20 protein-coding genes and 1 pseudogene are annotated in these 20,604 nt (G+C 56.2%); 9 read left to right on the top strand and 12 right to left on the bottom strand.

What is annotated here, in order from left to right:
- The first annotated feature begins 337 nt into the window (after positions 1 to 337).
- Positions 338 to 1,324 (top strand): competence protein CoiA family protein, encoded by a 987-nt coding sequence (locus tag M1D87_RS27595; protein WP_000211824.1) that lies wholly within the window; start codon positions 338 to 340, stop codon positions 1,322 to 1,324.
- Positions 1,321 to 3,360 (top strand): ATP-dependent helicase, encoded by a 2,040-nt coding sequence (locus M1D87_RS27590; protein ID WP_101740169.1) that lies wholly within the window; start codon positions 1,321 to 1,323, stop codon positions 3,358 to 3,360. The genes M1D87_RS27595 and M1D87_RS27590 overlap by 4 nt, the downstream gene beginning before the upstream one ends.
- Before the next feature lie 2 nt (positions 3,361 to 3,362).
- Here the strand turns inward: M1D87_RS27590 and M1D87_RS27585 are convergent, their stop codons facing one another.
- From M1D87_RS27585 to M1D87_RS27550, 8 genes and pseudogenes are all read right to left on the bottom strand, one after another.
- A complete protein-coding gene (locus M1D87_RS27585) occupies positions 3,363 to 3,617 on the bottom strand; it encodes a hypothetical protein (RefSeq protein WP_000880375.1) in 255 nt (84 codons plus the stop codon).
- Between the two features lie 140 nt (positions 3,618 to 3,757).
- Positions 3,758 to 3,977 (bottom strand): annotated as a pseudogene (locus M1D87_RS27580) (type I restriction-modification system subunit M N-terminal domain-containing protein); the annotation flags it as partial.
- Between the two features lie 1,320 nt (positions 3,978 to 5,297).
- Positions 5,298 to 5,909 (bottom strand): hypothetical protein, encoded by a 612-nt coding sequence (locus M1D87_RS27575; protein WP_223817436.1) that lies wholly within the window; start codon positions 5,907 to 5,909, stop codon positions 5,298 to 5,300.
- A gap of 163 nt (positions 5,910 to 6,072) precedes the next feature.
- On the bottom strand, positions 6,073 to 6,561 hold the full coding sequence (locus M1D87_RS27570) for a hypothetical protein (protein ID WP_039614967.1): 489 nt from the start codon (positions 6,559 to 6,561) through the stop codon (positions 6,073 to 6,075).
- On the bottom strand, positions 6,558 to 7,253 hold the full coding sequence (locus M1D87_RS27565; protein ID WP_052261101.1) for an N-6 DNA methylase: 696 nt from the start codon (positions 7,251 to 7,253) through the stop codon (positions 6,558 to 6,560). Before M1D87_RS27565 ends, M1D87_RS27570 begins: the two co-directional genes overlap by 4 nt.
- Before the next feature lie 113 nt (positions 7,254 to 7,366).
- Positions 7,367 to 8,185 carry a hypothetical protein gene (locus M1D87_RS27560; RefSeq protein WP_144000591.1) on the bottom strand — a complete coding sequence of 273 codons (819 nt, stop codon included), beginning with the start codon at positions 8,183 to 8,185 and terminating at the stop codon, positions 7,367 to 7,369.
- 135 nt (positions 8,186 to 8,320) lie between these two features.
- Positions 8,321 to 11,350 carry a Tn3 family transposase gene (locus M1D87_RS27555; protein WP_010799689.1) on the bottom strand — a complete coding sequence of 1,010 codons (3,030 nt, stop codon included), beginning with the start codon at positions 11,348 to 11,350 and terminating at the stop codon, positions 8,321 to 8,323.
- Entirely contained in the window at positions 11,334 to 11,933 is a 600-nt protein-coding gene (locus tag M1D87_RS27550) for a recombinase family protein (protein WP_144000590.1), read from the bottom strand. Before M1D87_RS27550 ends, M1D87_RS27555 begins: the two co-directional genes overlap by 17 nt.
- Before the next feature lie 124 nt (positions 11,934 to 12,057).
- Here M1D87_RS27550 and M1D87_RS27545 point away from each other — a divergent pair, with 124 nt between their 5' ends.
- The 3 genes from M1D87_RS27545 to M1D87_RS27535 all read left to right on the top strand — a co-directional run bounded on the left by M1D87_RS27545 (position 12,058) and on the right by M1D87_RS27535 (position 15,883).
- Positions 12,058 to 15,075 carry a Tn3 family transposase gene (locus M1D87_RS27545; RefSeq protein WP_421091812.1) on the top strand — a complete coding sequence of 1,006 codons (3,018 nt, stop codon included), beginning with the start codon at positions 12,058 to 12,060 and terminating at the stop codon, positions 15,073 to 15,075.
- Positions 15,072 to 15,461: a Tn3 family transposase post-transcriptional regulator TnpC gene (tnpC, locus tag M1D87_RS27540; protein ID WP_028622770.1), complete on the top strand. Its 390-nt coding sequence runs from the start codon at positions 15,072 to 15,074 to the stop codon at positions 15,459 to 15,461. Before M1D87_RS27545 ends, tnpC begins: the two co-directional genes overlap by 4 nt.
- A 215-nt stretch (positions 15,462 to 15,676) precedes the next feature.
- Entirely contained in the window at positions 15,677 to 15,883 is a 207-nt protein-coding gene (locus tag M1D87_RS27535; RefSeq protein ID WP_144000652.1) for a hypothetical protein, read from the top strand.
- 222 nt (positions 15,884 to 16,105) lie between these two features.
- Here the strand turns inward: M1D87_RS27535 and M1D87_RS27530 are convergent, their stop codons facing one another.
- Both M1D87_RS27530 and M1D87_RS27525 read right to left on the bottom strand, forming a co-directional pair.
- On the bottom strand, positions 16,106 to 16,855 hold the full coding sequence (locus M1D87_RS27530) for an MBL fold metallo-hydrolase (RefSeq protein ID WP_028622768.1): 750 nt from the start codon (positions 16,853 to 16,855) through the stop codon (positions 16,106 to 16,108).
- A gap of 11 nt (positions 16,856 to 16,866) precedes the next feature.
- Positions 16,867 to 17,301, bottom strand: coding sequence for a hypothetical protein (locus tag M1D87_RS27525; protein ID WP_033050640.1), 435 nt, complete (start codon positions 17,299 to 17,301; stop codon positions 16,867 to 16,869).
- 186 nt (positions 17,302 to 17,487) lie between these two features.
- Here M1D87_RS27525 and M1D87_RS27520 point away from each other — a divergent pair, with 186 nt between their 5' ends.
- From M1D87_RS27520 to M1D87_RS27505, 4 genes are read left to right on the top strand one after another with little or no spacing between them, the layout of a single operon-like run.
- Entirely contained in the window at positions 17,488 to 17,826 is a 339-nt protein-coding gene (locus tag M1D87_RS27520; protein ID WP_028622766.1) for an ArsR/SmtB family transcription factor, read from the top strand.
- The gene (locus tag M1D87_RS27515) at positions 17,823 to 18,254 is read left to right on the top strand and encodes a YeeE/YedE family protein (RefSeq protein WP_028622765.1); all 432 of its coding nucleotides are present in this window, start codon (positions 17,823 to 17,825) and stop codon (positions 18,252 to 18,254) included. Before M1D87_RS27520 ends, M1D87_RS27515 begins: the two co-directional genes overlap by 4 nt.
- Positions 18,255 to 18,263: 9 nt before the next feature.
- Positions 18,264 to 18,689 (top strand): YeeE/YedE family protein, encoded by a 426-nt coding sequence (locus M1D87_RS27510; RefSeq protein WP_028622764.1) that lies wholly within the window; start codon positions 18,264 to 18,266, stop codon positions 18,687 to 18,689.
- Positions 18,690 to 18,743: 54 nt separating this feature from the next.
- The gene (locus M1D87_RS27505) at positions 18,744 to 19,532 is read left to right on the top strand and encodes a sulfite exporter TauE/SafE family protein (protein ID WP_028622763.1); all 789 of its coding nucleotides are present in this window, start codon (positions 18,744 to 18,746) and stop codon (positions 19,530 to 19,532) included.
- A gap of 192 nt (positions 19,533 to 19,724) precedes the next feature.
- Here M1D87_RS27505 and M1D87_RS27500 read toward each other — a convergent pair whose 3' ends face one another.
- Together M1D87_RS27500 and cadR are read right to left on the bottom strand one after the other, a co-directional pair.
- Entirely contained in the window at positions 19,725 to 20,069 is a 345-nt protein-coding gene (locus tag M1D87_RS27500) for a DUF1264 domain-containing protein (RefSeq protein WP_289624978.1), read from the bottom strand.
- Between the two features lie 86 nt (positions 20,070 to 20,155).
- Complete coding sequence (gene cadR, locus M1D87_RS27495) at positions 20,156 to 20,563, bottom strand: Cd(II)/Pb(II)-responsive transcriptional regulator (protein ID WP_009403731.1); 408 nt, start codon at positions 20,561 to 20,563, stop codon at positions 20,156 to 20,158.
- Positions 20,564 to 20,604: the final 41 nt, after the last annotated feature.

Here is a 20,604-nt window from a genome sequence, read left to right as displayed (position 1 = left end):
AGAAAAATTGGCTATTTGCAAACTAAGGTTGGAATTCCATCATTCTAGCCTTAGATCTTTGATCAAGTGAAGTTGCTCACTTGGTTGGATTTTACCGTTTCCTGACGGCTTTTCAGAAGCGAGGGCTGGTTGGAATGCCTTCCAGCTAGAAGTCTTGCAGATGCTCTCCGGGCATTAACTCATTGTCGAATCTGCACCAGTATCACTAGGTTGTTGAGCGGGCGATTAGCTTTTTCACTGAGCCGCTGTACACTCGACTGCTTCAAGAAGCACTACTTACCATTTGCCTGCCGTAAGGTCTGTTCTTAGCTGGATTTTTTTGGGAGGATACGCAGTCATGACAACTCAATCCAGCTCAATACAATACGCTTACGCGCTAGACGGCGAGGGCACCCTCACGCACATTGGCGCTGCCCTGCGCTCACATACTTACACCTGCCCAGGTTGTAAGAGCCCCCTGACCCCGGTAATGGGCGAGTTCAACGCTAAGCACTTTCGCCATTCGGAAGAATGCTGTGCCCTTGAAACCTATCTTCACAAGTGCGGCAAAGAAGCATTCTTCTATCGCTACCAACAAGCTCTCAGCCGTGAAATGCCTATTAGCCTTGAGCTGGAGCGCCGGGTTGCCTGTAATGGTTCTCGTTTAGCCTTGGTTAGAGACGAAGCACGTCAGTGCGTAAAATCCGTGCCTGCACGCTACAACTTGACTCAATTTTTCGATCAGGCAGAGCTGGAAAAACACGATAAGGTCACAGGGCTGCGACCAGACGTGATGTTGTATGATACGACTGGCGAAAGGCGTTGCTACGTAGAGATTTGTGTCACACACCCCTGCTCTCAAGACAAGATCGAAGCCGGTATCCCGATTCTTGAGTTTAAGGTCCAATCTGACTCTGATATTCAGATGTTGCTTACCGGGGCCTACTCGATCAAGGAGAAGAACCTGAGAGTATTCAACTGGCTTCCCCCGTTTCAATCTGTGGACACCTGTAGCGGCGTCTGCTCAGTAGGTAACGTGGATATGTCTGTCTGGAGTTTAAGTGGTTCCGGCCGACTCAACGAACAAACGATGCCGCTCGCTGAAGTGGATTTAACAATCAATTCTGACGTGAACACATGGCCTAGATCGTTAGGGGCCGCTGAGCTGGCTGATAACTTACGAGCTTTTATCCGTCACGCCGATCCTCATTCACTATTTCCCAACTGCATTATGTGCGAGCAAGCAGGCCGATGGGAGGATGGCTATCTGCAATGTCACAGTAAGGCAAAGATCGTTCCCTACACCGAGGCCCGTCAGTGCGCCAATTACAAGGTTAAGGCATGACCAAAAGACTGACTTGGGAGCAGAAAAGTATTGTCAGCCATGACACCGGACATGCGTTGGTAAAAGCCGTACCTGGTAGCGGGAAAACAACCACACTTGTAAAGCGCGTTGAGCGGCTGGTCAAGACGGGAACTGATCCTCGCTCCATTCTGATCCTGATGTACAACAAGTCGGCGCAGGTGAGCTTCACGGAGAAGTTGAAGACGGCACTGATGTCGAGCGTGATTCCAGAAATCCGCACGTTCCACAGCTTGGCCTTAAAGATTGTTGGTTACGGAGAACGCCAACAGATAATCAAGAAGAAAGACCTCATTACTCCAAGCGACTACCGCTATGAGCAACTGGTAAAGCAAGCCTACCGCTATGGCTTTGACCATGAGGCGAATTATATTGACCCCAATGAAATTGAAAACTTCGAGCTGTTTATTGCTCGCTGCCGGGCGGCGGCCGTAACTCCTGTTGATGCTGCCAATGATCCAACGTTCAGCAACATCAAACGGGAGTTTATTCACGCCTATGGCCGCTATTGTGAGCTGCTGGAGGAAAACAGTCTGCGAACCTTTGATGACTGTTTGATTGAGGCTGTCGCACTGTTGCGTAATGACAGCAGCCTTGGTGCCCACTTCAAGCACATCATTGTTGATGAATATCAGGACGTTAACCTGATACAGCATGACATGACCCGCTTGCTATCTAAGTCGGATACGTCGGTTATGGCTGTTGGTGATGTTAACCAGTGTATTTATGAGTGGCGTGGTGCTCGACCAGACTTTATCGGCGGACTGTTTGAAAGGCACTACCCGAATACGAAGGTGTTTCAACTGTCATGCACGTTCAGATTTGGCCATGAGCTTTCCTTGATGGCTAACTCGGTAATTCGGCGCAACTCTACAAAGCTGACCAAGCTTTGTGTCAGTCATCCTAGCACCCCCAAAACAGAGGTCAGATTGCACTTTGATAACTGCCTATCCAAGGTGCTATCAAACCTCTCGGTGAGCAGTGGAACACAAGCCATATTGTCCCGCACTAAGGCGAACCTTGCTTGGGCGGAAATTGCTTTACGCCTGTGTGGGCTACCTTATCGCTACCTCAATGGTTCAAGCGCATTACACACCCGCACCGAAATCGGGATACTGGTAGTTGGCGTCTTGCTGTCTGTGTACGGCGATCTGCGGCTACTGGAAAACCATCCCAACAAACAAGCGATTGTTTACGGCTTTCTGAAGGAGGCTGGTTTTAGATGGCAGAAAGGGCAATTCAAAGCGGCGCTCAGTGGATTGATGGCTCCGCACGCCGACCTATGGTCTGCTCTAGGTCAGTTATTCGAGGGCGCACAATACCAAAAAGATCGGCTGGGCAGGCTCGCCACTATCTGCCAGAAAGACGGAGAGGAAACGCCTGCTATCGATGTGTTACGACGCCTGAGTATGGAGGGTTTCATTGATAGTGTTGGCTCTGAGGGTGTAACTCGCACTGGATCGAACGACCAGCAACGAGGGGTCGTGAGGATCTGGGAGCTACTTGACTCCAGTAAGATCGATTCCCGCACGTTTTTAAACCTTATCTTGAATCCAGGCGAGGCTGCTACTGACTGCGATCCCTTCATCCTTTCGACACTGCATGGTTCCAAGGGGCTGGAGTGGGATAACGTAATACTGATCGGGCTGAATGAGCAGGAATTTCCTGGCGGCAAACCCGATGATGTTTACAGCGTTCGCACATCGATGAACACCCCTCCGGCCGAAGAGGAAATCGAGGAGGAACGTCGGCTGTTTTATGTCGGTATCACTCGCACAAAACAGCAGCTAAATCTGGTGGTCCCTCTTGATGAAGGGCTTGCGCGGTGGCTCAAAAACCGCTGGGATAGCACCCCGAAGAAGTCACCGATAGCTACTCGCTTCGTCTATGAGGCTGGCTGGACTGCTTGTGCGTTTACCAGTGATGCGATCTATAACAGCACGGTAGAGAAACAGAAGGCTGACTTCAGCAAGTTTCACCAATGGTATCTAAGAGATCTTCAGCGGCTAAAAGTCTAGGGCTACCGATACTTTTCGATTTCAGACAGGTGCTCGTTATCCAGATCAATTGTGGCTTTTCTTTCAGAAGCGAGCTTCTTCGCTCGCTTTGCATACTGAAGCCCCTTGGCTGGCTGCTCTCCGCGTAGGATCTGTTCAGCCTGCTTGCTCGTGCTGTGCCCCAGAAAGCGTTCGTACTGCTCGTCAGATACCTCAGTGCCGATCAGTCGTTCGATCCAGCCGCTTTTCGGCGGGTAACTTACGCCCAGCGCAAGCAACTGCCTTTTCTGTACCCACTATTTCCGGCGCGGCCGGCTTCAATCAAGGCTTTGGTTAGAACTACAGCCATTTGGGGACTCTCATACACAAACCTGAACCATGCGGGTCTGATTGGCGGTCAAGATAGCAGCGCATCGAAATCAACACTGAACTCTGCTTCTAAGAACTCAATCGTGGCTGGTTGGCTATCGAGCGATGCTTCCCGTGTAGACTCCAGTGCGCACTCCAATCGACGCAGCAGAGTAAACGGCAAAATGATCTTGCCGAAGTCGGTATGCTTGAAATCCCCCCCACAGGTCTTCCGCGTTCTTCCAAATGAAATCAGCTTGCGAAGCAGCCGAACCTACGAACTCTGCCATCTTGGCCTCCAACCAACTTTTGCACGAAACGGCACATCTTCCAAAAGAGGGTTGTCAACCAAGTTTTGCACAAAACGGACTTTGATCCATTTCTAACTAAAATCTACAATCCAACCTCAGATTGCAAATAGCCGAAAAATTTGGCCGTACAAGCTTTGGGGGGCAGAACCTGTCGAGGGTAAATTGCAGGCACAAAAAAAGCCGCCCTGAGAAATGGCGGCTTTTCGTGGCCGAGTGAGTTGAGAGGTCCACTTGGCGCGTACTGAAACGGTCGAACCTGCAAATGGTAGCTGATCGTTATGTAGGGCGCAATCAGTCCCGGGAACCCTCACTTTCAAAAGAAAACCCGACCTATATTGGTCGGGTTGGTGCTGCGTTCGTAGCTAATCCGGTCTAGACCGACAGGTACTTAACCTCAGTCTCGGACCGCACCAACTCCCGGATCACCGGGTTACTGGAAAGGCCAGTGTTGACCATGTACTGCGCAGTGCTCAGTAGGTAGCGATTTCGCTCTGCAAGGTACTCGCAAGGCTCAAGGCCATTCTCACCGTGACACTGGGACAGATAGCACTCGTAGAAGACGACCTCGCGCAGATCAGGTTCGGATTTGAACTTCGGCTTCTCGCCTGAAACTCGCGCCAGGTGAAATCCGGTTGGAATTACGGTAGCCCCATGGGCTGCAGTGTAGGTTTGCAACATAGTCGCCCCCTGGGCATGAAGGTTCATTGACCGCATTGACGTTTGTGCAAGAGGACTGCCTATGCCGCCACGTAAAGGCTGTGCCAGTAGCGAGCATCCTGAATCGATTCCCGACGCAACCGGCGGTACTCGGCTCTCTGGTGGTGCGGCTCGGTGCGAGCGAAGAAAGAGTTCTCCCTTGCCCTGCTTAGGCAGAAGTTCAGCTTGTTAAGGGCATGAGCTTTCTGACCGGTTCGTTGCTGATTTGGTGTATGCGCCATCGGTATTACTCCCGTGATTGTTTGCCTAGTGCGTAGAGATGGCGCACATCGGACATCACGCACGCGCCAGATTCGGGGCCAAAAAAACCCGACAAAGTCGGGTTTTGGTGTTGCGTTAAGCGGCTAGGTAGATCATCTCGGCAGGGTGGACGAAGACCTGCAGCTTGCCAGTCAAGCAAGACAGTTCGTACACGTGCTGCGCAGGCCTCCGGCCGGGACCTGGTAGATAACGTTTCCCGACTTCGGTCCAGCCCAGGCGTTTGAGTTCAGCAACCTTCTGCTCCTGGTAGGGTGACATTTAGGATCTCCTCTCCTCGGTCACAGTCGACCAGTTGGTTTGTGCTCGCCAAAGATGCCGAACTCAGCAAGTGTGCTGACGGGCCGAGAGGTCAATCTCTACAGGTTTACTATCAGAGCGAGCGGTCACTATGAAGGTGCACGCCGTGTCTTGCTCACCAGCCGCAATGTCGCTGCGGAAATAGCGGGCAGCAACAGCTTGAGCTGCAGCATGGTGACCACCAACTACCTCAGCATCGACGCTCCAGGTAACCAGGTACTGGTGTTCCTGACCAGCATCGGCATCAGTAAGTTTTCCACTCAGACCGAAATGGCTGAGAAGCTCATCAATAGGCTGGCGAGCGGTAACCACCTCGGTGTCTGAATTTCTGATGAAGCCCGAGAACCAGAAGCTGGCTGAGTCAACGTTCAGACAACCACCCTTCAACAGCACCTCGTTCTCCTCTCCGAGCTCGTCCGCCTCCTCAGTACCAGGTGCATACTGATGGAAAGACGCAGTGCTATCGAACTTTTCAACCTTGAAGAGTCCGTTTTCATTGACCAAGCGAGCCAGGTCACTGATGCCTTGCGCTGCAGCCTGATCGATGCTGAAGACAGCAACGTCCGGTGCATCTTCAGCCCCGTTGGTTGCGCGGGTTTCTACGGTGTAGCTCTTTGCGATGTTGGAAGCATTCATAGCGGTACCCTCAGGTGTTGGTCTAGTGATGTGAGATGCATCACAGCCAACATGAAACGGAGCCACCCGACACAACGGCGCTAGCAAGCCTCAGCCCGAGCCATCGACCTCTGAAAGCCGCCCAAAAGAAAACCCCGTCGCAAGGACGGGGTTTGATGGTGGGTTAACGGCGATGAGAGCAGATGCTCTTCAAGGCCCTGTCGACTAGGTCGCCTTCGTAACTCAAGATCACTTCAACATTGGTGCACGAGTACTGGGCTGAGCCCAGAGCACGAGCGGTGATGAGGTAACCATTGGGGTCCACTTGTGAAGCCGCACCAAACAAAACCGCATTATCGACCACGGCGCGGAGAACATCCCCGGCACCATCGTCTTCGGCCCAGCTGGGTGACACCGTGTTGCGAGCTGTGACCTGGTTCCCGCAGACACGAAAGTGCTCATAGCGCCCGGGCGCATTTTGAATCGAGACCGAATCACAGCCGTCAAACTGACCGACGTAGATGACTGGCCGAGTTGCACCATTGATGCGAGCTACCGAGGACATTTTTGAGGTTGCAACTGACAGAACAGCAGCAGATGCCTCTGATGCATTTGCCGCATGGGCAAGCCCTAGGAAGGCTACAGCCGCGGCGATCGTGTACCACAGTTTCATGAGGCTACCTCAAGTTTCAGAATTGGGTTTTGACGTGAACGCATAAGCGTCGGTGAGGTCGCGTGCAAGATCCGCTGCTTGGTGTCTGAGGCAGAAAGGGTGTCGCCCTGGAGCACAATTATTTCCCCTACAACCACGCGGTGGACCGCGCAGTTAGCTGCCAGCTGGATCGCAGTCATGCGAGCACAGATGCCGTCGATATCGCACGCATGGAAGAGCCATTGTTGCAGCTCACCAGGCCCCTTTGTTTCGAGCAGGTGATTTGCCTTTGCCAACAGCATAACCCCACTGCCACAGGCCGGATCGGAGCATGCCTTGAGTCCGCCAGCGCGAGGTACGTCGGTATCGCTATCACTCATCCTGACCATCATGGATGCCAAAGACCAGGGGGTGAAGAATTGCCCCAGAATCTGCTTGCCACCATGACTTGCTAGCGCCTCATAAAGCGGCCCAAGGATGTCCTGGAAAGGCTCTGCGTTCGCTACCGCCTGATCGTACAGCGAGATGACCCGCCCTATTTTACCGCGGACATCATCCGGCACGGGATACCAGGGCTGGAAACCCCAGACCTCCATCACCGCTCCGAGGAAGAATCGAAACATCTCCGCCGGTGGGTACCGGTGGCCGTCACACAATGCATCTGCCATTGGTTTTATGGTAGGTGGTACCGAGCGTGCTAGTTTGCTTGCCATGGGCAATCTCCAGAGAGGTTGGTCGTATGCTTCGGGATGAATCACAGCGACCTACAAACCCAGCTGGCGCCCGGGAAAAAAAACCGCTCCGATGAGGGAGCGGTTGTGTAGCGTTAGTGAGTTTCTCCTCCAGGAGCAGCAGCTTCCGGAAGGGAATCACGCGGCACCCATGTCCAGGTTTCGACAAATGCGCCGTCATCACACAGCGTTACCTGAGCACCGTCATTCACCTGCAGATCATCATTGGCGAGGTTGTCCTGCGCCCATGAACGGTAACGGTCCTTCAGTGCGTTCGAGTCCAGTGCTGGCTGATCCGGACTGTCCTGCGCCAGCAATTTCTTTTGAGCGAGCTCGTCGAGCAGTTGTGGAGAGGGAGCGCTTTGCGACAGGCCAAAGTGGATGCCCTGGTAGCCATAGCATTTGATGAACTCATCTGCCGCCATCTTGGCACGCACACTCTCGATGCAGGTGCTGCACAGGCCGTGCCCAACATCCTGATTCCGCCATTGCCGGCCGGTGGTTCGAGCGCCACAGCACGGACACAACAAGCGCACAGGATCATCGAGACTCTCCTCATGCTCTGGCAGGCCGAACTGCGCATACGGGACGTCACGGAGCTCACAGAAGGCTTTCTGATCGCCGTCGGCGTCGTACAGCCCCAGCGTGCACTCATCCCAATCTTCCGGTTCAGCGAGGTTGATCTCGTTCGACAACAGCAGGTAGTTGCCATTGCAGAACTCCTTCCGCAGTGCCATGCGCCCACCACCGGTGTGGAAGACGTCAAATCCATACGCTAGGACGGGGTCAACGACTGCTGTCCCGCAGGGTGAAAAATACGGGTTGCGAATCTCCACATCGTTAAACTGAAAGGCCATGTCCGACGACGAATATGGCCGCTTCCTTTCCTCGCCAGTTGCCAGGATTTCGGTCATTGCCATTTCTTGTGTATCAGCTGCGTTGCTTGCAATTACGTCCATGGTGCTGCGCCTCTTGGGTTAGTCATCTTGATCTGAGATGCAGCACAGTCAGCTGTAAGGGGTTGTACGCCGGAATCCCAGAAATTTCCGTCAGCCCAGCTCCAGTCCCGCCACGAGCGCATCCAGGTCGATGAACTTGCCGTCAGTCTGGAAGGTGTAATGCCCGTTCAGCAGGATGTGCCGCCAGGCCGCTGGCGACATCTGCGTGATCAACGCCAGCGCCTTGGCATTGCCAGCTGCCTCGTACTTCGTCAGCAGCAGGGACAGGATCGCCGAGTTGTAGAAGATGATCGCGTTGCCGATCAGCCTGGCGCACTGGTTGCTGATCTCGATTTCGATGTCGGTGCGGCCGGTCAATTCCTTCTTCCCACCGACTTGGGCGATGGTCGAGCGTAGCTGGTGATAGGACTCAATGCGGTTCTGCGAGCGGTGAACATTACGCTCCAGTTGCGGGTCGCGCAGGTAGCGCAGTGTGTAGATACTGCGGATGAGCTTGTCGAACTCGAAGATTGCGCGCCGCGTCGGGTTCGGCGCCGTATAGGTGCACAGCTTGCGGATCAGCGTGCCCTGCGTCATTTCCTTCAGGCCCAGTGTGGCGACGATTCGGTCGATGTTCGCCTTCTCACCGACGATGAGTTGCCGGTCGATCTGGCCAGCCGGCCGGATCAGGCATTTCTCGTACAATGCCAGATCATCGGCGCAATACAGCTCCTGCAACTGGTCGTCGAGGTCGGTGAAGCGCGGCTCGAAACGAAGTCCGAACCAGTGCAGGATGGCGAAGTTGGCCTTGTTGATGCTGTGCATGTCGCCGGTGATCGCGCTCGGCACGATGTCCGACGTGTTGCGGTACCAGATGTCGAACACGTGGTGAGCCTCGTACTCGTGTGCGCCTATCAGGTAGCCGTTCAACGGCACGTGATTGCACAGCAGCGTGTAGGCGACGACGCCCTTGCCGCGGCCGAAATATTTGCGCGAGTAGCGCGCCTTCACAGTTGGTCGCTCGACGCCGAATTTCTGCCCATCAACGGCACCGTACAACGAATCGAGGTCGAACGAGTAATGCGGGAAGATCGGCAGTGCGGCGATGGCGTTGCTGATGCAATCGTTGGCCACATGTAGCGTCGCCTGGCGCAGGTACTGCTGGTAGGTACTCTCCAGGACGTGGTACGGGATGTCGCTGGTACGTGCCATAACCTGGTTGCCGTGGTTCATGGCTTGGGCAATGATCACCGCCATCAGACTGTCGGCGTCGGCTACCTTCTTCGCATAGCGTGGCTGCAATGGTGTCAGCGCCGACAGGAACTGGCACTGGCCGTTGACGAAGCGAAACACGTCGGCGACATCGCAGTATGGCAGTTGCTCGTAGAGAGCTTGCTCGCGCGCCTTCTGGTTCTCCCCCTTGGGCTTGCGCCAGGTCAGTCTCTGCGTGTCCTTGTCGTATTCCAGGTGCGTCAGCTTGCCCTGTTTCAGCTCGCGATTGAACGCCACCCATTGCGCACGCAACTCGGCCGCCAGTGCATCGAGCTGGGCACTGACCGGCTGCCGCAGGAAGGGGATGTCCATCTGCGCGAGCACGGCGGCTTTCTCGTCCATCGAAACCAACTCGTCGGACAAATGCCGGTGCTGCAAGCTGTCGTCAATGTAGAGCTCGCCCGCCTGGAAGCGTTTCCTGACCTGACGGTAAAGCCAGAATTCGTAACGATCGGCATGCAGGCCTGTCGGCGTGCCTTCGGCATCGAACATCAGCAGGTACGGACGCAAGCGTTTCGGCAGCGTTGCCGCCGGACATTCGTCGAGTGGCCGTTGTGATAGGCGCTGCTGCTTGGCGAACACGCTCTTGGCCCAAGTCAGCGCCGCGAGCCATGGGTTATCGGGGGCCGTGCCGGCGAAGTCGAGCGCGACGTACAGCGGCCGTAGATGGCGTCGAATGCGTTCGGCCAGGCCGTCCACCGCCTGCCAGTGCAGCGCCAGTTTGTTCAGTGGCTTGACGCTCATGCGCTGCGCCGTGTTTTGCAGCAATTCCCTGGACATGATTTTGTAGGCGCGTTGGCGCACCTCGCCGAACGGCGTCGGATCGGCCACGCTGTCGTCCACGTACAGCGACAGCAGGCGGCCAACCTGCGGCGTTTCCTGATGGCGTCGCAGCTGTTCGGCGACAAAGGACTGTTTCGCACCCGTGCGGCTCTCGTCCTCAAGTTTTTTCATGTGGAAGGCCATCGCGTCGACCAGGTTGTCGGTGAGCTGCCGGTAACGTACCCAGGCATAGCACAGCAGGTAGAGCCGGGTCTGCTCCGCCTTCAGGTGGCGCAGGTCATGGACGGTATAGAAGTTCGCCAGGCTCGCGTAGTACAGCAGGTTCTGCTGCGAGATGCCGAGCTTGGGCAGCAGCGCCTTGGCGATCCCGTGCAAGGACTTCAGCGTGGCGCGCTTCTCGCGCTCCCCTGCCATCTGACGCCAGCCGAAATCTTTAGCGTCCTGCTTGAGCGCTGCCAGTTGAGACAGGGTGTCGTCACGCACCAGGAGCTGGCCCAGCGCAGCTTTGGCCGATTCGTCCAACACTTCTGCCAGCAAGCCGCCCAAGCGCCTGCGTTCGGTGGACAGGGCTTCACTGACCAGCTCTTGTAAGGTGGTGTGGCCGGGCCGGATGATTTTGTGCTCGCTGAGCCAAACGATCAGTTCGGCGGCCACGAATCCTGGCATTACGTCGCGCCGCACGATCTGTTCAGCCTGCTGTGCCAGTTGCGGCAGGAAGCTAGCCGCCCACGACCGGTAGCCGAACAGTTCGGCGATCTGACCCCTCTGGCTGTAGTGCTCATGCTTGGTGATCGCCTTGCGTTCGAACGCTTCGCCGTGGAAATAGCGACTCAGCACGAAGGCGCAATCGTCCTCGACCTCATGCCAATCGAAGCGGAAGAAAGCATGCTTGGCCTTGAAGTAGCCGATCTGCAAGACGCAATAGACTTGGGCCTGCAGGCTAGGCCGGCTGCTGGCGAACGCCAGTTCAGATTCGGTCAACGCCAGGTATTCCAGCCGCTGAGCATCGTCGAAGTCCGGTAGGCCGTACAAGGCTTCCTGCTCTGCGTCAGAAAAGACGGTGAGTAGCTTATTCTTGTTGCTCATCGACCGTCCTTCCCGCACCACGCCAACCTGCTCGCGTCAATGTTTCGATCAACGTAGTGCGCTTGACATTGAAGTTGCGGCACACCGCCGCCTTAGACATGCCGCCATCGAGCGCGGCGACGATGGCGTCCAGCTTCTCACCAGTGATCGCCTGCGGCCGGCCGCCGATCCGGCCGCGTTTGCGTGCGGCGGCCAAGCCCGCGACGACGCGCTCCTGAATCAAGGCGCGCTCGTACTGCGCGAGCGCACCGAACACCTGGAACAGGAATTCGCCCGAGGGCGTCGTAGTGTCCAGGTTCTCTGTCAGCGAGCGGAACGCCACCCGCTTGTCCTTGAGCGAAGTCACAATGGCGAGCAGGTGCGACAGCGAGCGACCGAGCCGGTCGAGTTTCCACACCACCAGCACATCGCCGGCTCGAACGAACTCAAGCGCCCGCGCCAAGCCGGCACGGTCATCCTTCGCGCCAGAGGCACGATCCTCAAACAGGTGACGCGGATCGACGCCGGCGGCGAGCAGCGCGTCGCGCTGCAAGTCCGTGCTCTGGCGGTCGGAGTCGGGGTCATGCCGAGATAAGGCAAAAATTAGGACATTCGTTCTGTAAATCTATGATTTAAAAGGGTATTAGAGAGGCCATGGCTTGCTGATCATCCACCGTCTGGCTAGCCGTCTATGCTGATGCTTTTGCCTTGCTTGGGGGATGTGTTCAATGGCATCGGTGGAAAGAACAGCCTACCCGATCTTGCCCAGTCAGCTACCGGCCAAGGAGCTTCATCGAAGCTATTCCCTGTCTGATTCAGAGATCGAATGGGTCAACAACACCGCTAAGAGTCCAGCGCTCTCGATTGGGCTGGCAATCCAGTTAAAGGTGTTTCAGCAGTTGCACTATTTCGTTCCGTTCGAGGAGCTTCCTCAGGAACTAATCAGTCATGTCCGGCAATGCCTCCGCTACGGCGCGCGAATAGCTCCACGCTATAGCAATCCCCGCACCCTTTACCGGCACCAAGCAGCGGTACGGCAGTACCTGCAGGTTACCCCCTTCTACAGCAGCGACGGGCTAGCGGTCACTGAGCAGATCGCACGTGACTGCGCTTTAGTTCTTGAGCAGCGAGTCGATCTCATCAATGCCATGCTTGATGAGCTGATTCAGCGTGGCTATGAGCTTCCGGCTTATTCGACGCTCAACAACCTCGCAGAAACTGCCTTGGCGAGTACCCAGGAAGTTACCTTCAACCTAGTCGTGACTCGAGCGCCAATCGAGGTGATCTACAAGCTGAAGGAGCTGCTTGACACCGACTTCGGCCGGCGCCAGAGCGATTTCAATGCGCTGAAACAGGCACCCAAGAAGCCATCTCGCAAGCACCTGGAGGTGCTGATCGACCACCTGGCCTGGCTAGAGAGCTTCGGGGACCTGGAGGCCATTTTTGAGGGGATCGTCGATGCCAAGATTCGCCACTTTGCTGCCCAAGCTGCTGCGTCGGACGTCGCCGAGCTGAAGGACTGCTCGCTGCCGAAGCGCTACACGCTAATGCTGGCCTTGATCTACCGCATGCGCGTACGGACCCGTGATCACCTGGCCGAGATGTTCATCCGACGGATATCGACGATCCATAAACGCGCCAAGGAGGAATTGGAGCAAATCCAGGCGCGGCAACGCCAGAAGCTGGAGCAATTGGCGGCGACCCTGGACGGCGTGGTGCAGATTCTTGTTCAAGAACCGGATGACCAGGAAGCTGGCAGCCTGATTCGAGAATACCTCTCCCCCGATGGCAATCTGGATCGCTTGCGCGAGACGTGCGCCGAAGTCCAAGCTACTGGCGGTAATAACTACCTGCCGCTGATCTGGAAGCACTTCAGGTCCCATCGCTCACTATTATTCCGTCTCAGTCACCTTCTCCAACTGGAGCCCACGACTCAGGATCGATCGCTGGTTCAGGCACTGGAATTGATCCAGGACAGCGAGAATCTACACCGCGAATGGATCGACGAGCACGTCGATTTGTCGTTTGCGTCGGAGCGCTGGGTCAAGGTCGTTCGTCGTCCTTCCAGTGAGGGGCCACCGACCAACCGGCGCTATCTAGAAGTTTGCGTATTCTCCTACCTGGCCAGCGAGCTGCGATCCGGTGACATGTGCGTACAAGGGTCGGAATCCTTCGCCGATTACCGCAAGCAGTTACTGCCTTGGGAAGAGTGTCTCCAGCGACTACCAGTCTACTGCGAGAAAGTGGGTCTGCCTGCCAACGCGACGGAATTTGTCGCCTCGCTCAAGAGCCAGTTGGAAGAAACCGCACAGCAACTGGATGACAAGTTTCCCTCCTGTCGGGGGGATGTGTCGATCAACGAGGCCGGCGAACCGGTACTGCGTCGTGTAACAGCACGGGACATCCCACTTTCGGCCATCTCGCTGCAGACAGCGCTTATGCAGCGCATGCCGGCTAGGCATGTGCTGGACATCATGGCCAACATCGAACATTGGATTCAGTTCACTCGGCATTTCGGCCCCATGTCCGGCAACGAGCCAAAGCTCAAAGAGCCGGCCGAGCGCTATCTGATGACTATCTTCGCCATGGGCTGCAACCTGGGCCCTAACCAGGCCGCACGGCATCTGGCCGGTAATGTCACGCCACACATGCTGTCCTATACGAATCGCCGTCACCTCTCGCTGGAGAAGTTGGACAAAGCTAACCGCGAGCTGGTGGAGCTCTACTTGCAACTTGACCTGCCTAAGCTCTGGGGCGATGGCAAGGCGGTGGCCGCGGACGGTACTCAGTTCGACTTCTATGATGACAACCTGCTAGCCGGCTACCACTTCCGCTACCGCAAGATGGGGGCCGTGGCTTATCGGCATGTGGCCAACAACTACATCGCGGTGTTCCAGCACTTCATCCCACCTGGTATCTGGGAGGCGATTTACGTAATTGAGGGGCTGCTCAAGGCTGATCTCAGTGTCGAGGCAGACACTGTGTATTCCGATACTCAGGGGCAATCGGCGACGGTCTTTGCCTTCACCCATCTGCTGGGCATCAACCTGATGCCACGTATTCGCAACTGGCGGGACCTGGTGATGTACCGGCCGGATCGCGGCGCTTCGTACAAGCATATCAACCGTCTGTTCACCGACACTGCCGACTGGAACCTGATCGAAACCCACTGGCAGGATTTGATGCAGGTCGCGCTGTCTATCCAGGCCGGCAAAATCTCCTCGTCTATGCTGCTGCGAAAACTCGGTTCCTACAGCCGGCGTAACAAGCTCTACCATGCGGCACAGGCACTGGGCAGCGTGATCCGTACGATCTTCCTGCTCAACTGGATCGGCAGTCGCGAGTTGCGCCAGGAGGTCACCGCGAACACCAACAAGATCGAGTCCTACAACGGTTTCTCCAAGTGGCTATCCTTCGGCGGCGATGTGATCGCCGAGAACGATCCGGACGAGCAGCAGAAACGCCTGCGCTACAACGACATGGTGGCCTCGTCGGTGATCCTGCAGAACACCGTGGACATGATGCGCATCCTGCAGAAACTGGCCCGCGAGGGCTGGCAGTTCACCGATGAAGACGTGTCGTTCCTCAGTCCCTACCTGACCAGCAACGTCAAGCGCTTCGGTGAGTTCAACCTCAAGCTCAATCGGCCACCGGAGCCCTGGATCAAGGATTCGGTGTTTCAACAAGCCGCTGGCTCGCTGCGGGTCAGCACGACCCGCCAGGCCGATACCGAGATGACCTCATGATCAACATATCTCCCACATCTTTTCGCGTTACGCCGTGTGGAGAGGTGGACGTCGCAGCATTGGACAAGCTTCGCAACAGCTTCTACACGTCACAGCTACTTGAACTTGTCGATCGACTGGACACTAGCCTGGCTGAGGTGGGTGGGATGATTGCTGTACGCGACGACTTGCTGAAGCTGCATACGATGGCTCAGGCGTTGGTCGAAGGCACTCTACCGCCGGTTACGACCGAGGAATCCTGCGTCTGGGAGGTAGCCGAATCAGTGCTATTAGATCTTGAGACGTTGAGCTCCTGGATTCGCACTGCTCAGATGATGATCGCGCCGTTGGTCGATCTGGTGCCAAAGCATAGAGTCATTGAGTCGCCAGATCGCGAAGGCAACTGAGCAGGTAATTACCGGAGATAGATCAGCGTTCTGGCTGACTCGGGCTTTTACACTGCGCAATCGGTTTGATTGGAATCCATAAGTGGAAGCTCGCTCTGAAAATTTGTGATCGAGAACTGGCCATTTTTTGCCAAGATGCCCAATTGCTCCTGAGGTGAGGTCGATACCTACCGGGCTGAAGGGCCTGGCTATATCGATGTCGGTTTGCCTACGACATGCGCAAACGCAATGAGCGTATTGCGTACCATGGAGCTGACCACCAGCAAATTGCCGTCAGCTTCAATAACCCACCTGGAGATAATGAGCGGCTTGCGATGCGCAATGCTTACGACGATTTTCGCGTCACGATCAAAGTTGGTATCGAGGACACGATCCTCAATGAAACCGTGGTGCGGTTCCATGACGGCATCTCGGTCGGCTAACAGCTTTTTGTAACGCAACCAACCGAACTCCTGCGAAACATCGAGCCCGTCCACGCCCTGTGTCACGATATCCGCCGGCGCAGGGGTTAAGCTTCGCGCCATCACTAAATTGGCGCAGGGAGTATCTGTTGGTCGGTAGCTGCCTATCATATAAAGCCGCCCGCCCTTCCGGAACGGTTGTTCGTTTTAGCGGAAACGTTCACTGGCTTGGCATCACCGTAATCAGCCCTGAGGACTGCGCTCAACCTGTTCGCAATAGCGACGGAAATTATCCGTCAGGTCGGGTGGGCAGACGCCGCACAGGCGATTTCCAGGCACGGCGTGATCGATGAACGCGGGATAGGGCAAGTTCAATTCCGCCATAATTTCTCGGAAGCGCTCCAGGGTGATCGCTTCACCGAGTCGGGGGTTGCGCTGCTTTTCCTGGGCGATGGTCGAGACTCGACGACCGCTGTAGTCATGGCCGGGATAGACCAGGGTGTCGTCTGGCAGCGTGAGCAGCTTGTTTCTAACGCTGTGGAACAGATCGTCGGCGCTGCCGTTCTGAAAGTCGGTCCTACCGCAGCCGTCGATGAGTAATGCATCACCGCTGAACAGGCGATCACCGAGGAGATAGGCAAAGTGCCCGTCGGTGTGCCCGGGGGTATGCAAGGGTGTGAACTGCAGGCTGCCGACGATGAAAGGAACACCGTCCTCAATGCCCACATCCGTGCAGGGCAATTTGTCGATAGCCGGCCCCGCGATACGGCAGCCGGTCTGCTTCTTCAGTTCCAGCGCGGCGGTGATGTGGTCGGCATGTATGTGGGTGTCCAAGGTGAACGCCAGCTGCAGGTCCAGCCTGGCTAGCTCGGCCAGGTCGCGGTCCGTTGCGGAAATGACCGGGTCGATGAGCACGGCCTGGCCGGTGCCCTCGCACCCGAGCAAGTAGGTATAGGTGGACGACACGGGCTCGAACAGCTGGCGAAATATCATGATGGTCTCGGCTAATGGTGAGTGTTCAGCGGTGCCTGTTCCAGCGCCCTGAGCAGTGCATACTTTTCCTGATCGATCTCGCCCCGCGTGCGAATACCCAGCCGGCGCAGAATCGCCAGCGGCGGGCACCAGCCCTGCAAACCGTGTTGCAGAAGAAACGGCAGCACGACGCCAGGCAGCAGAAACCACTTTCGGTTCGCTGTCAGGCCAAGTAGCAAGCCAGACAGCGCGAGCGAGGAGGCATTGACCTCGAGCACGCGCTCCACGTCCCACTCGCGATCCAGGGCGTCGATACGCTGAAGAATTGCGCTTCGTCCCATCCCGCTGAATCGACGAACGTTCGCGTCCGTTTGCCGATCGATTTCTTGGTTCACAGGTTGGGACGTTGAGCGGCGAACCCGGTCCGCCTGGTCATGATTCGTACTGTTTTGCTGTATCGATAACATGTCTATCTCCTGGTTCGCGCCGACGGGGGCGCAGCGAGGTGAAGAGAAAAGCGATGCCGCACAATTTTAGGTGCCTGTAGGGGACGTCGAGTTCCGAGCCGGGCGTCCGCTGTCGCGTCGATACTATATATTGAAATATATATTGATAAATTATATTGTCAAATCCACCTGACCAGCTGAAGAAGAATGGCCGACATGGCAGATCTCGATATCGAAACCCTCCGCCGCAGTGCTGCGGACGCCTGCGGCTTGCTGAAGGTGCTGAGCAACCCTGACCGCCTGTTGTTGCTGTGCCAGCTGACCCAAGGGGAGCACTGCGTGGGTGATCTCGCCAGTGCGACGGGCATCGAGCAACCGACCCTGTCCCAACAGCTAACCGTGCTGCGTCACAACGGCTTGGTCAGCACCAGGCGCGAAGGCAAGCAAGTGCATTACAGTATTTCCAGCCATCAAGCGATGGAGGTCATGCAGGTGCTTTACCGGCTCTACTGCCAGCATCCCGAACGTGAGGAATCCACGACATGACGATCGACTGGGCGAATTTCACACCGTGGTTCTCGCTCGCCGGGGGCACGTTGATCGGCCTCGCTGCGACCCTGTTCATCTTGTTGAACGGGAGAATCGCGGGCATCAGCGGCGTGGTCGGCGGGTTGCTGCGGCCTGCCAAAGGCGATGTGCTCTGGCGTGTTTCATTCATCGCCGGACTGGTCATCGCGCCGGTGCTGTTTCAGGCCGCGTTCGAGCAGCCAGATATCCAGATTGATGCGAGCACCTTGACCCTGATCGCAGCCGGATTGTTGGTCGGGGTCGGCACGCGGTATGGCTCTGGTTGTACGAGCGGGCATGGCGTATGTGGATTGTCGCGCCGGTCGCCGCGCTCGCTGGTCGCGACGGCCGCATTCATGGCCAGCGGCTTTCTGACCGTATTCGTCATCCGCCACCTGCTGGGCTGAGGAGTTGCCATGAAATTGCTAAGCGCATTTGTAGCTGGGTTGGTTTTCGGCCTCGGCCTGATCCTGTCAGGGATGGCCGATCCATCCAAAGTGATCGCCTTTCTAGACCTCACCGGGCCGTGGGACCCCTCGCTTGCGTTCGTTATGGGCGGTGCGATCGTGGTCGCCAGTGTCGGGTTCTATTTCGCCTCCAAACGGTCCCGGGCGGTGCTGGGAGATGTCATGCGGATGCCCACCGCCACCCGAATAGATCGTCGTCTCGTGCTGGGTAGCCTGGCGTTCGGAGTGGGTTGGGGGCTGGCCGGTTATTGTCCAGGACCGGCGGTCGCGACGCTTTTGAGTGGCCGGAGCGAGCCGCTGATCTTTATTCTCGCGATGCTAGCGGGCATGGCGCTGTACGAGCTGCAGACTCGCTTAGCGGATAAGCCGCAGTGATTAGCTGCGTTAGTATCCGCATGACTCGGCCGAGGCGCCCGGACAGGGCGGCTTATGGTCATTGAGTTTGGACTCGGCTTGCTCGTTGGCATTGTCCTAGCGCTTACAGGGGCGGGGGGAGGCATCCTGACGGTCCCCTTGTTGGTGTTTGTGATGGGCCTTGGTTTGCCTCAAGCGGCACCTATTGGCTTGCTTGCTGTTGGTTTGGCGGCCTGGGTGGGGGCGGTTATCGGTCTTAGGGAAGGAATAGTTCGCTACAAGGCGGCTGTACTGATGGCCTTCTGCGGCATGTTGCTTGCTCCTGCGGGTGTCTGGGCTGCGGGAAGATTAGAGCACAGCATGCTTGCCATGCTGTTCGCTCTTGTTTTGTTTTACGTAGCGTTCCGTTCCGTCCGGCAGCCAAGCCGTCATGCTATTCATGCGCGAGCAATTCCTTGTCAGCTCAATCCTCAGACGGGGCGGTTTCGTTGGACGTCTCGCTGCGCAGCAATTGTCTCAGCGTCGGGTTCGCTGGCTGGTTTCCTCTCCGGGCTTCTCGGCGTAGGCGGGGGATTTGTCCTGGTACCGGCACTGGGCCGTTACAGCGATCTGTCTATGCGATCTGTTACTGCAACATCATTGGCAGTCATAGGGCTTGTGTCGGTTAGCGGCGTATCGTCTTCAGTGTTAGCTGGCAATCTTGACTGGACAGTTGCTCTTCCATTTTCTGCGGGTGCGATTGCAGGAATGCTGACGGGGCAATCAATTTCTGCGCGCTTGGACGGCAAGAGGCTTCAGAAAGGCTTTGGGTTGATTGCATTTATTGCAGCGGTCGCCTTGATGATCGAAAGCATCCGGTATTGACGTAGGTTATCCGGGCATATGCTTGGTTTTAGCGCTGCAACGGCAGAGCTGCGCTTGGTTTGGCAGGATCAGCCGGCCAAGCGCTTCTGGAAATAGCGCAGGAATAAGGCGCATTACTGCACGGCTTCGAACAGATACCGTAATCAGTCTCCTCAGGAGAGAAAAGCCTTTATATCGGCAAACGACTGACCTCTATCTAGAATCCGATTCCGACAGCGCCTCGGACTGATTTGTGGTTTTTTTATCAACAACACCGGGAATGGATCGGGTGGGGCGTTCAAATTGGCCCTTGAGCGCATCCACGCCGCTCTGGGGCTTGGCCAGTGGCAAAAGGTCCTGTCTGGCGTTACGACGTTCCTCCGTATTGATATCCATAAGCTTGTCTCGGCTTTCCACCAATCCCTTTTTGGCCTCACCAATCCGATTAAACGACCATGCGAGCTTCGGTTCTCCAAATGGCAACGACTCGCCTGGCTTGCCATGGGTTGCATCCCACGTATGCCAAGTCTTACCGTAGCTGTTCATTTTGCTTTTCAGGGTAAGCGGATTAAATGGTTGATCTTACCTTTGCATGAGAGTGAGACAGACCGGCATCTCATCGGATTATCTGGTTGATGCTTCACCTACTGCTGGTGCATGTTTCCTTCGCTAATTCCAGCAAGAACCCCACACGCCTCAACTTCCCGGTCATCGTTGCAACTCGCTCTCAGTGAAACGAGTTGTTTCTCAAGCGCTTGCAGAGCGGTTATCTGCGACCGCACATGAGAGATGTGATCATCGAGCAAGGCGTTGACGGCGGTACAAGGCTGATGAGGGTCGTCCTCATAGCTCTGTAGTTCGTGAATCTCAGCCAGTGACAGGCCCAGGATTCTGCAGCGACGGATGAAGGCCAGCCCCTCACCATGCTTCTCGGTATAGACACGGTAACCGTTGTCCTGCCGATCAGGCGGCGGCAACAAGCCCTGCTGTTCATAGAAGCGGATCGTCTGTGTTTCGACCCCTACCAACTGCGCCAACTGACCAATGCGCATCAGCCTCCTCCCCAACGGATTCTTTACTCTATTGACCTTAT

The organism is Pseudomonas sp. SA233 (genome assembly GCF_054792385.1).
This window is presented reverse-complemented; position numbering and strand designations above follow the sequence as displayed.

Bases quoted from the DNA above. Each gene is read 5' to 3' on its own strand.
- cadR (WP_009403731.1), bottom strand. From the start codon at position 20,563: ATGCGCATTGGTCAGTTGGCGCAGTTGGTAGGGGTCGAAACACAGACG.
- M1D87_RS27525 (WP_033050640.1), bottom strand. From the start codon at position 17,301: ATGTTATCGATACAGCAAAACAGTACGAATCATGACCAGGCGGACCGG.
- M1D87_RS27570 (WP_039614967.1), bottom strand. From the start codon at position 6,561: ATGAAACTGTGGTACACGATCGCCGCGGCTGTAGCCTTCCTAGGGCTT.
- M1D87_RS27555 (WP_010799689.1), bottom strand. From the start codon at position 11,350: ATGAGCAACAAGAATAAGCTACTCACCGTCTTTTCTGACGCAGAGCAG.
- M1D87_RS27545 (WP_421091812.1), top strand. From the start codon at position 12,058: ATGGCATCGGTGGAAAGAACAGCCTACCCGATCTTGCCCAGTCAGCTA.
- M1D87_RS27575 (WP_223817436.1), bottom strand. From the start codon at position 5,909: ATGAATGCTTCCAACATCGCAAAGAGCTACACCGTAGAAACCCGCGCA.
- M1D87_RS27590 (WP_101740169.1), top strand. From the start codon at position 1,321: ATGACCAAAAGACTGACTTGGGAGCAGAAAAGTATTGTCAGCCATGAC.
- M1D87_RS27560 (WP_144000591.1), bottom strand. From the start codon at position 8,185: ATGACCGAAATCCTGGCAACTGGCGAGGAAAGGAAGCGGCCATATTCG.
- M1D87_RS27595 (WP_000211824.1), top strand. From the start codon at position 338: ATGACAACTCAATCCAGCTCAATACAATACGCTTACGCGCTAGACGGC.
- M1D87_RS27515 (WP_028622765.1), top strand. From the start codon at position 17,823: ATGACGATCGACTGGGCGAATTTCACACCGTGGTTCTCGCTCGCCGGG.
- M1D87_RS27505 (WP_028622763.1), top strand. From the start codon at position 18,744: ATGGTCATTGAGTTTGGACTCGGCTTGCTCGTTGGCATTGTCCTAGCG.
- M1D87_RS27530 (WP_028622768.1), bottom strand. From the start codon at position 16,855: ATGATATTTCGCCAGCTGTTCGAGCCCGTGTCGTCCACCTATACCTAC.
- M1D87_RS27510 (WP_028622764.1), top strand. From the start codon at position 18,264: ATGAAATTGCTAAGCGCATTTGTAGCTGGGTTGGTTTTCGGCCTCGGC.
- M1D87_RS27565 (WP_052261101.1), bottom strand. From the start codon at position 7,253: ATGGCAAGCAAACTAGCACGCTCGGTACCACCTACCATAAAACCAATG.
- tnpC (WP_028622770.1), top strand. From the start codon at position 15,072: ATGATCAACATATCTCCCACATCTTTTCGCGTTACGCCGTGTGGAGAG.
- M1D87_RS27520 (WP_028622766.1), top strand. From the start codon at position 17,488: ATGGCCGACATGGCAGATCTCGATATCGAAACCCTCCGCCGCAGTGCT.
- M1D87_RS27535 (WP_144000652.1), top strand. From the start codon at position 15,677: ATGCGCAAACGCAATGAGCGTATTGCGTACCATGGAGCTGACCACCAG.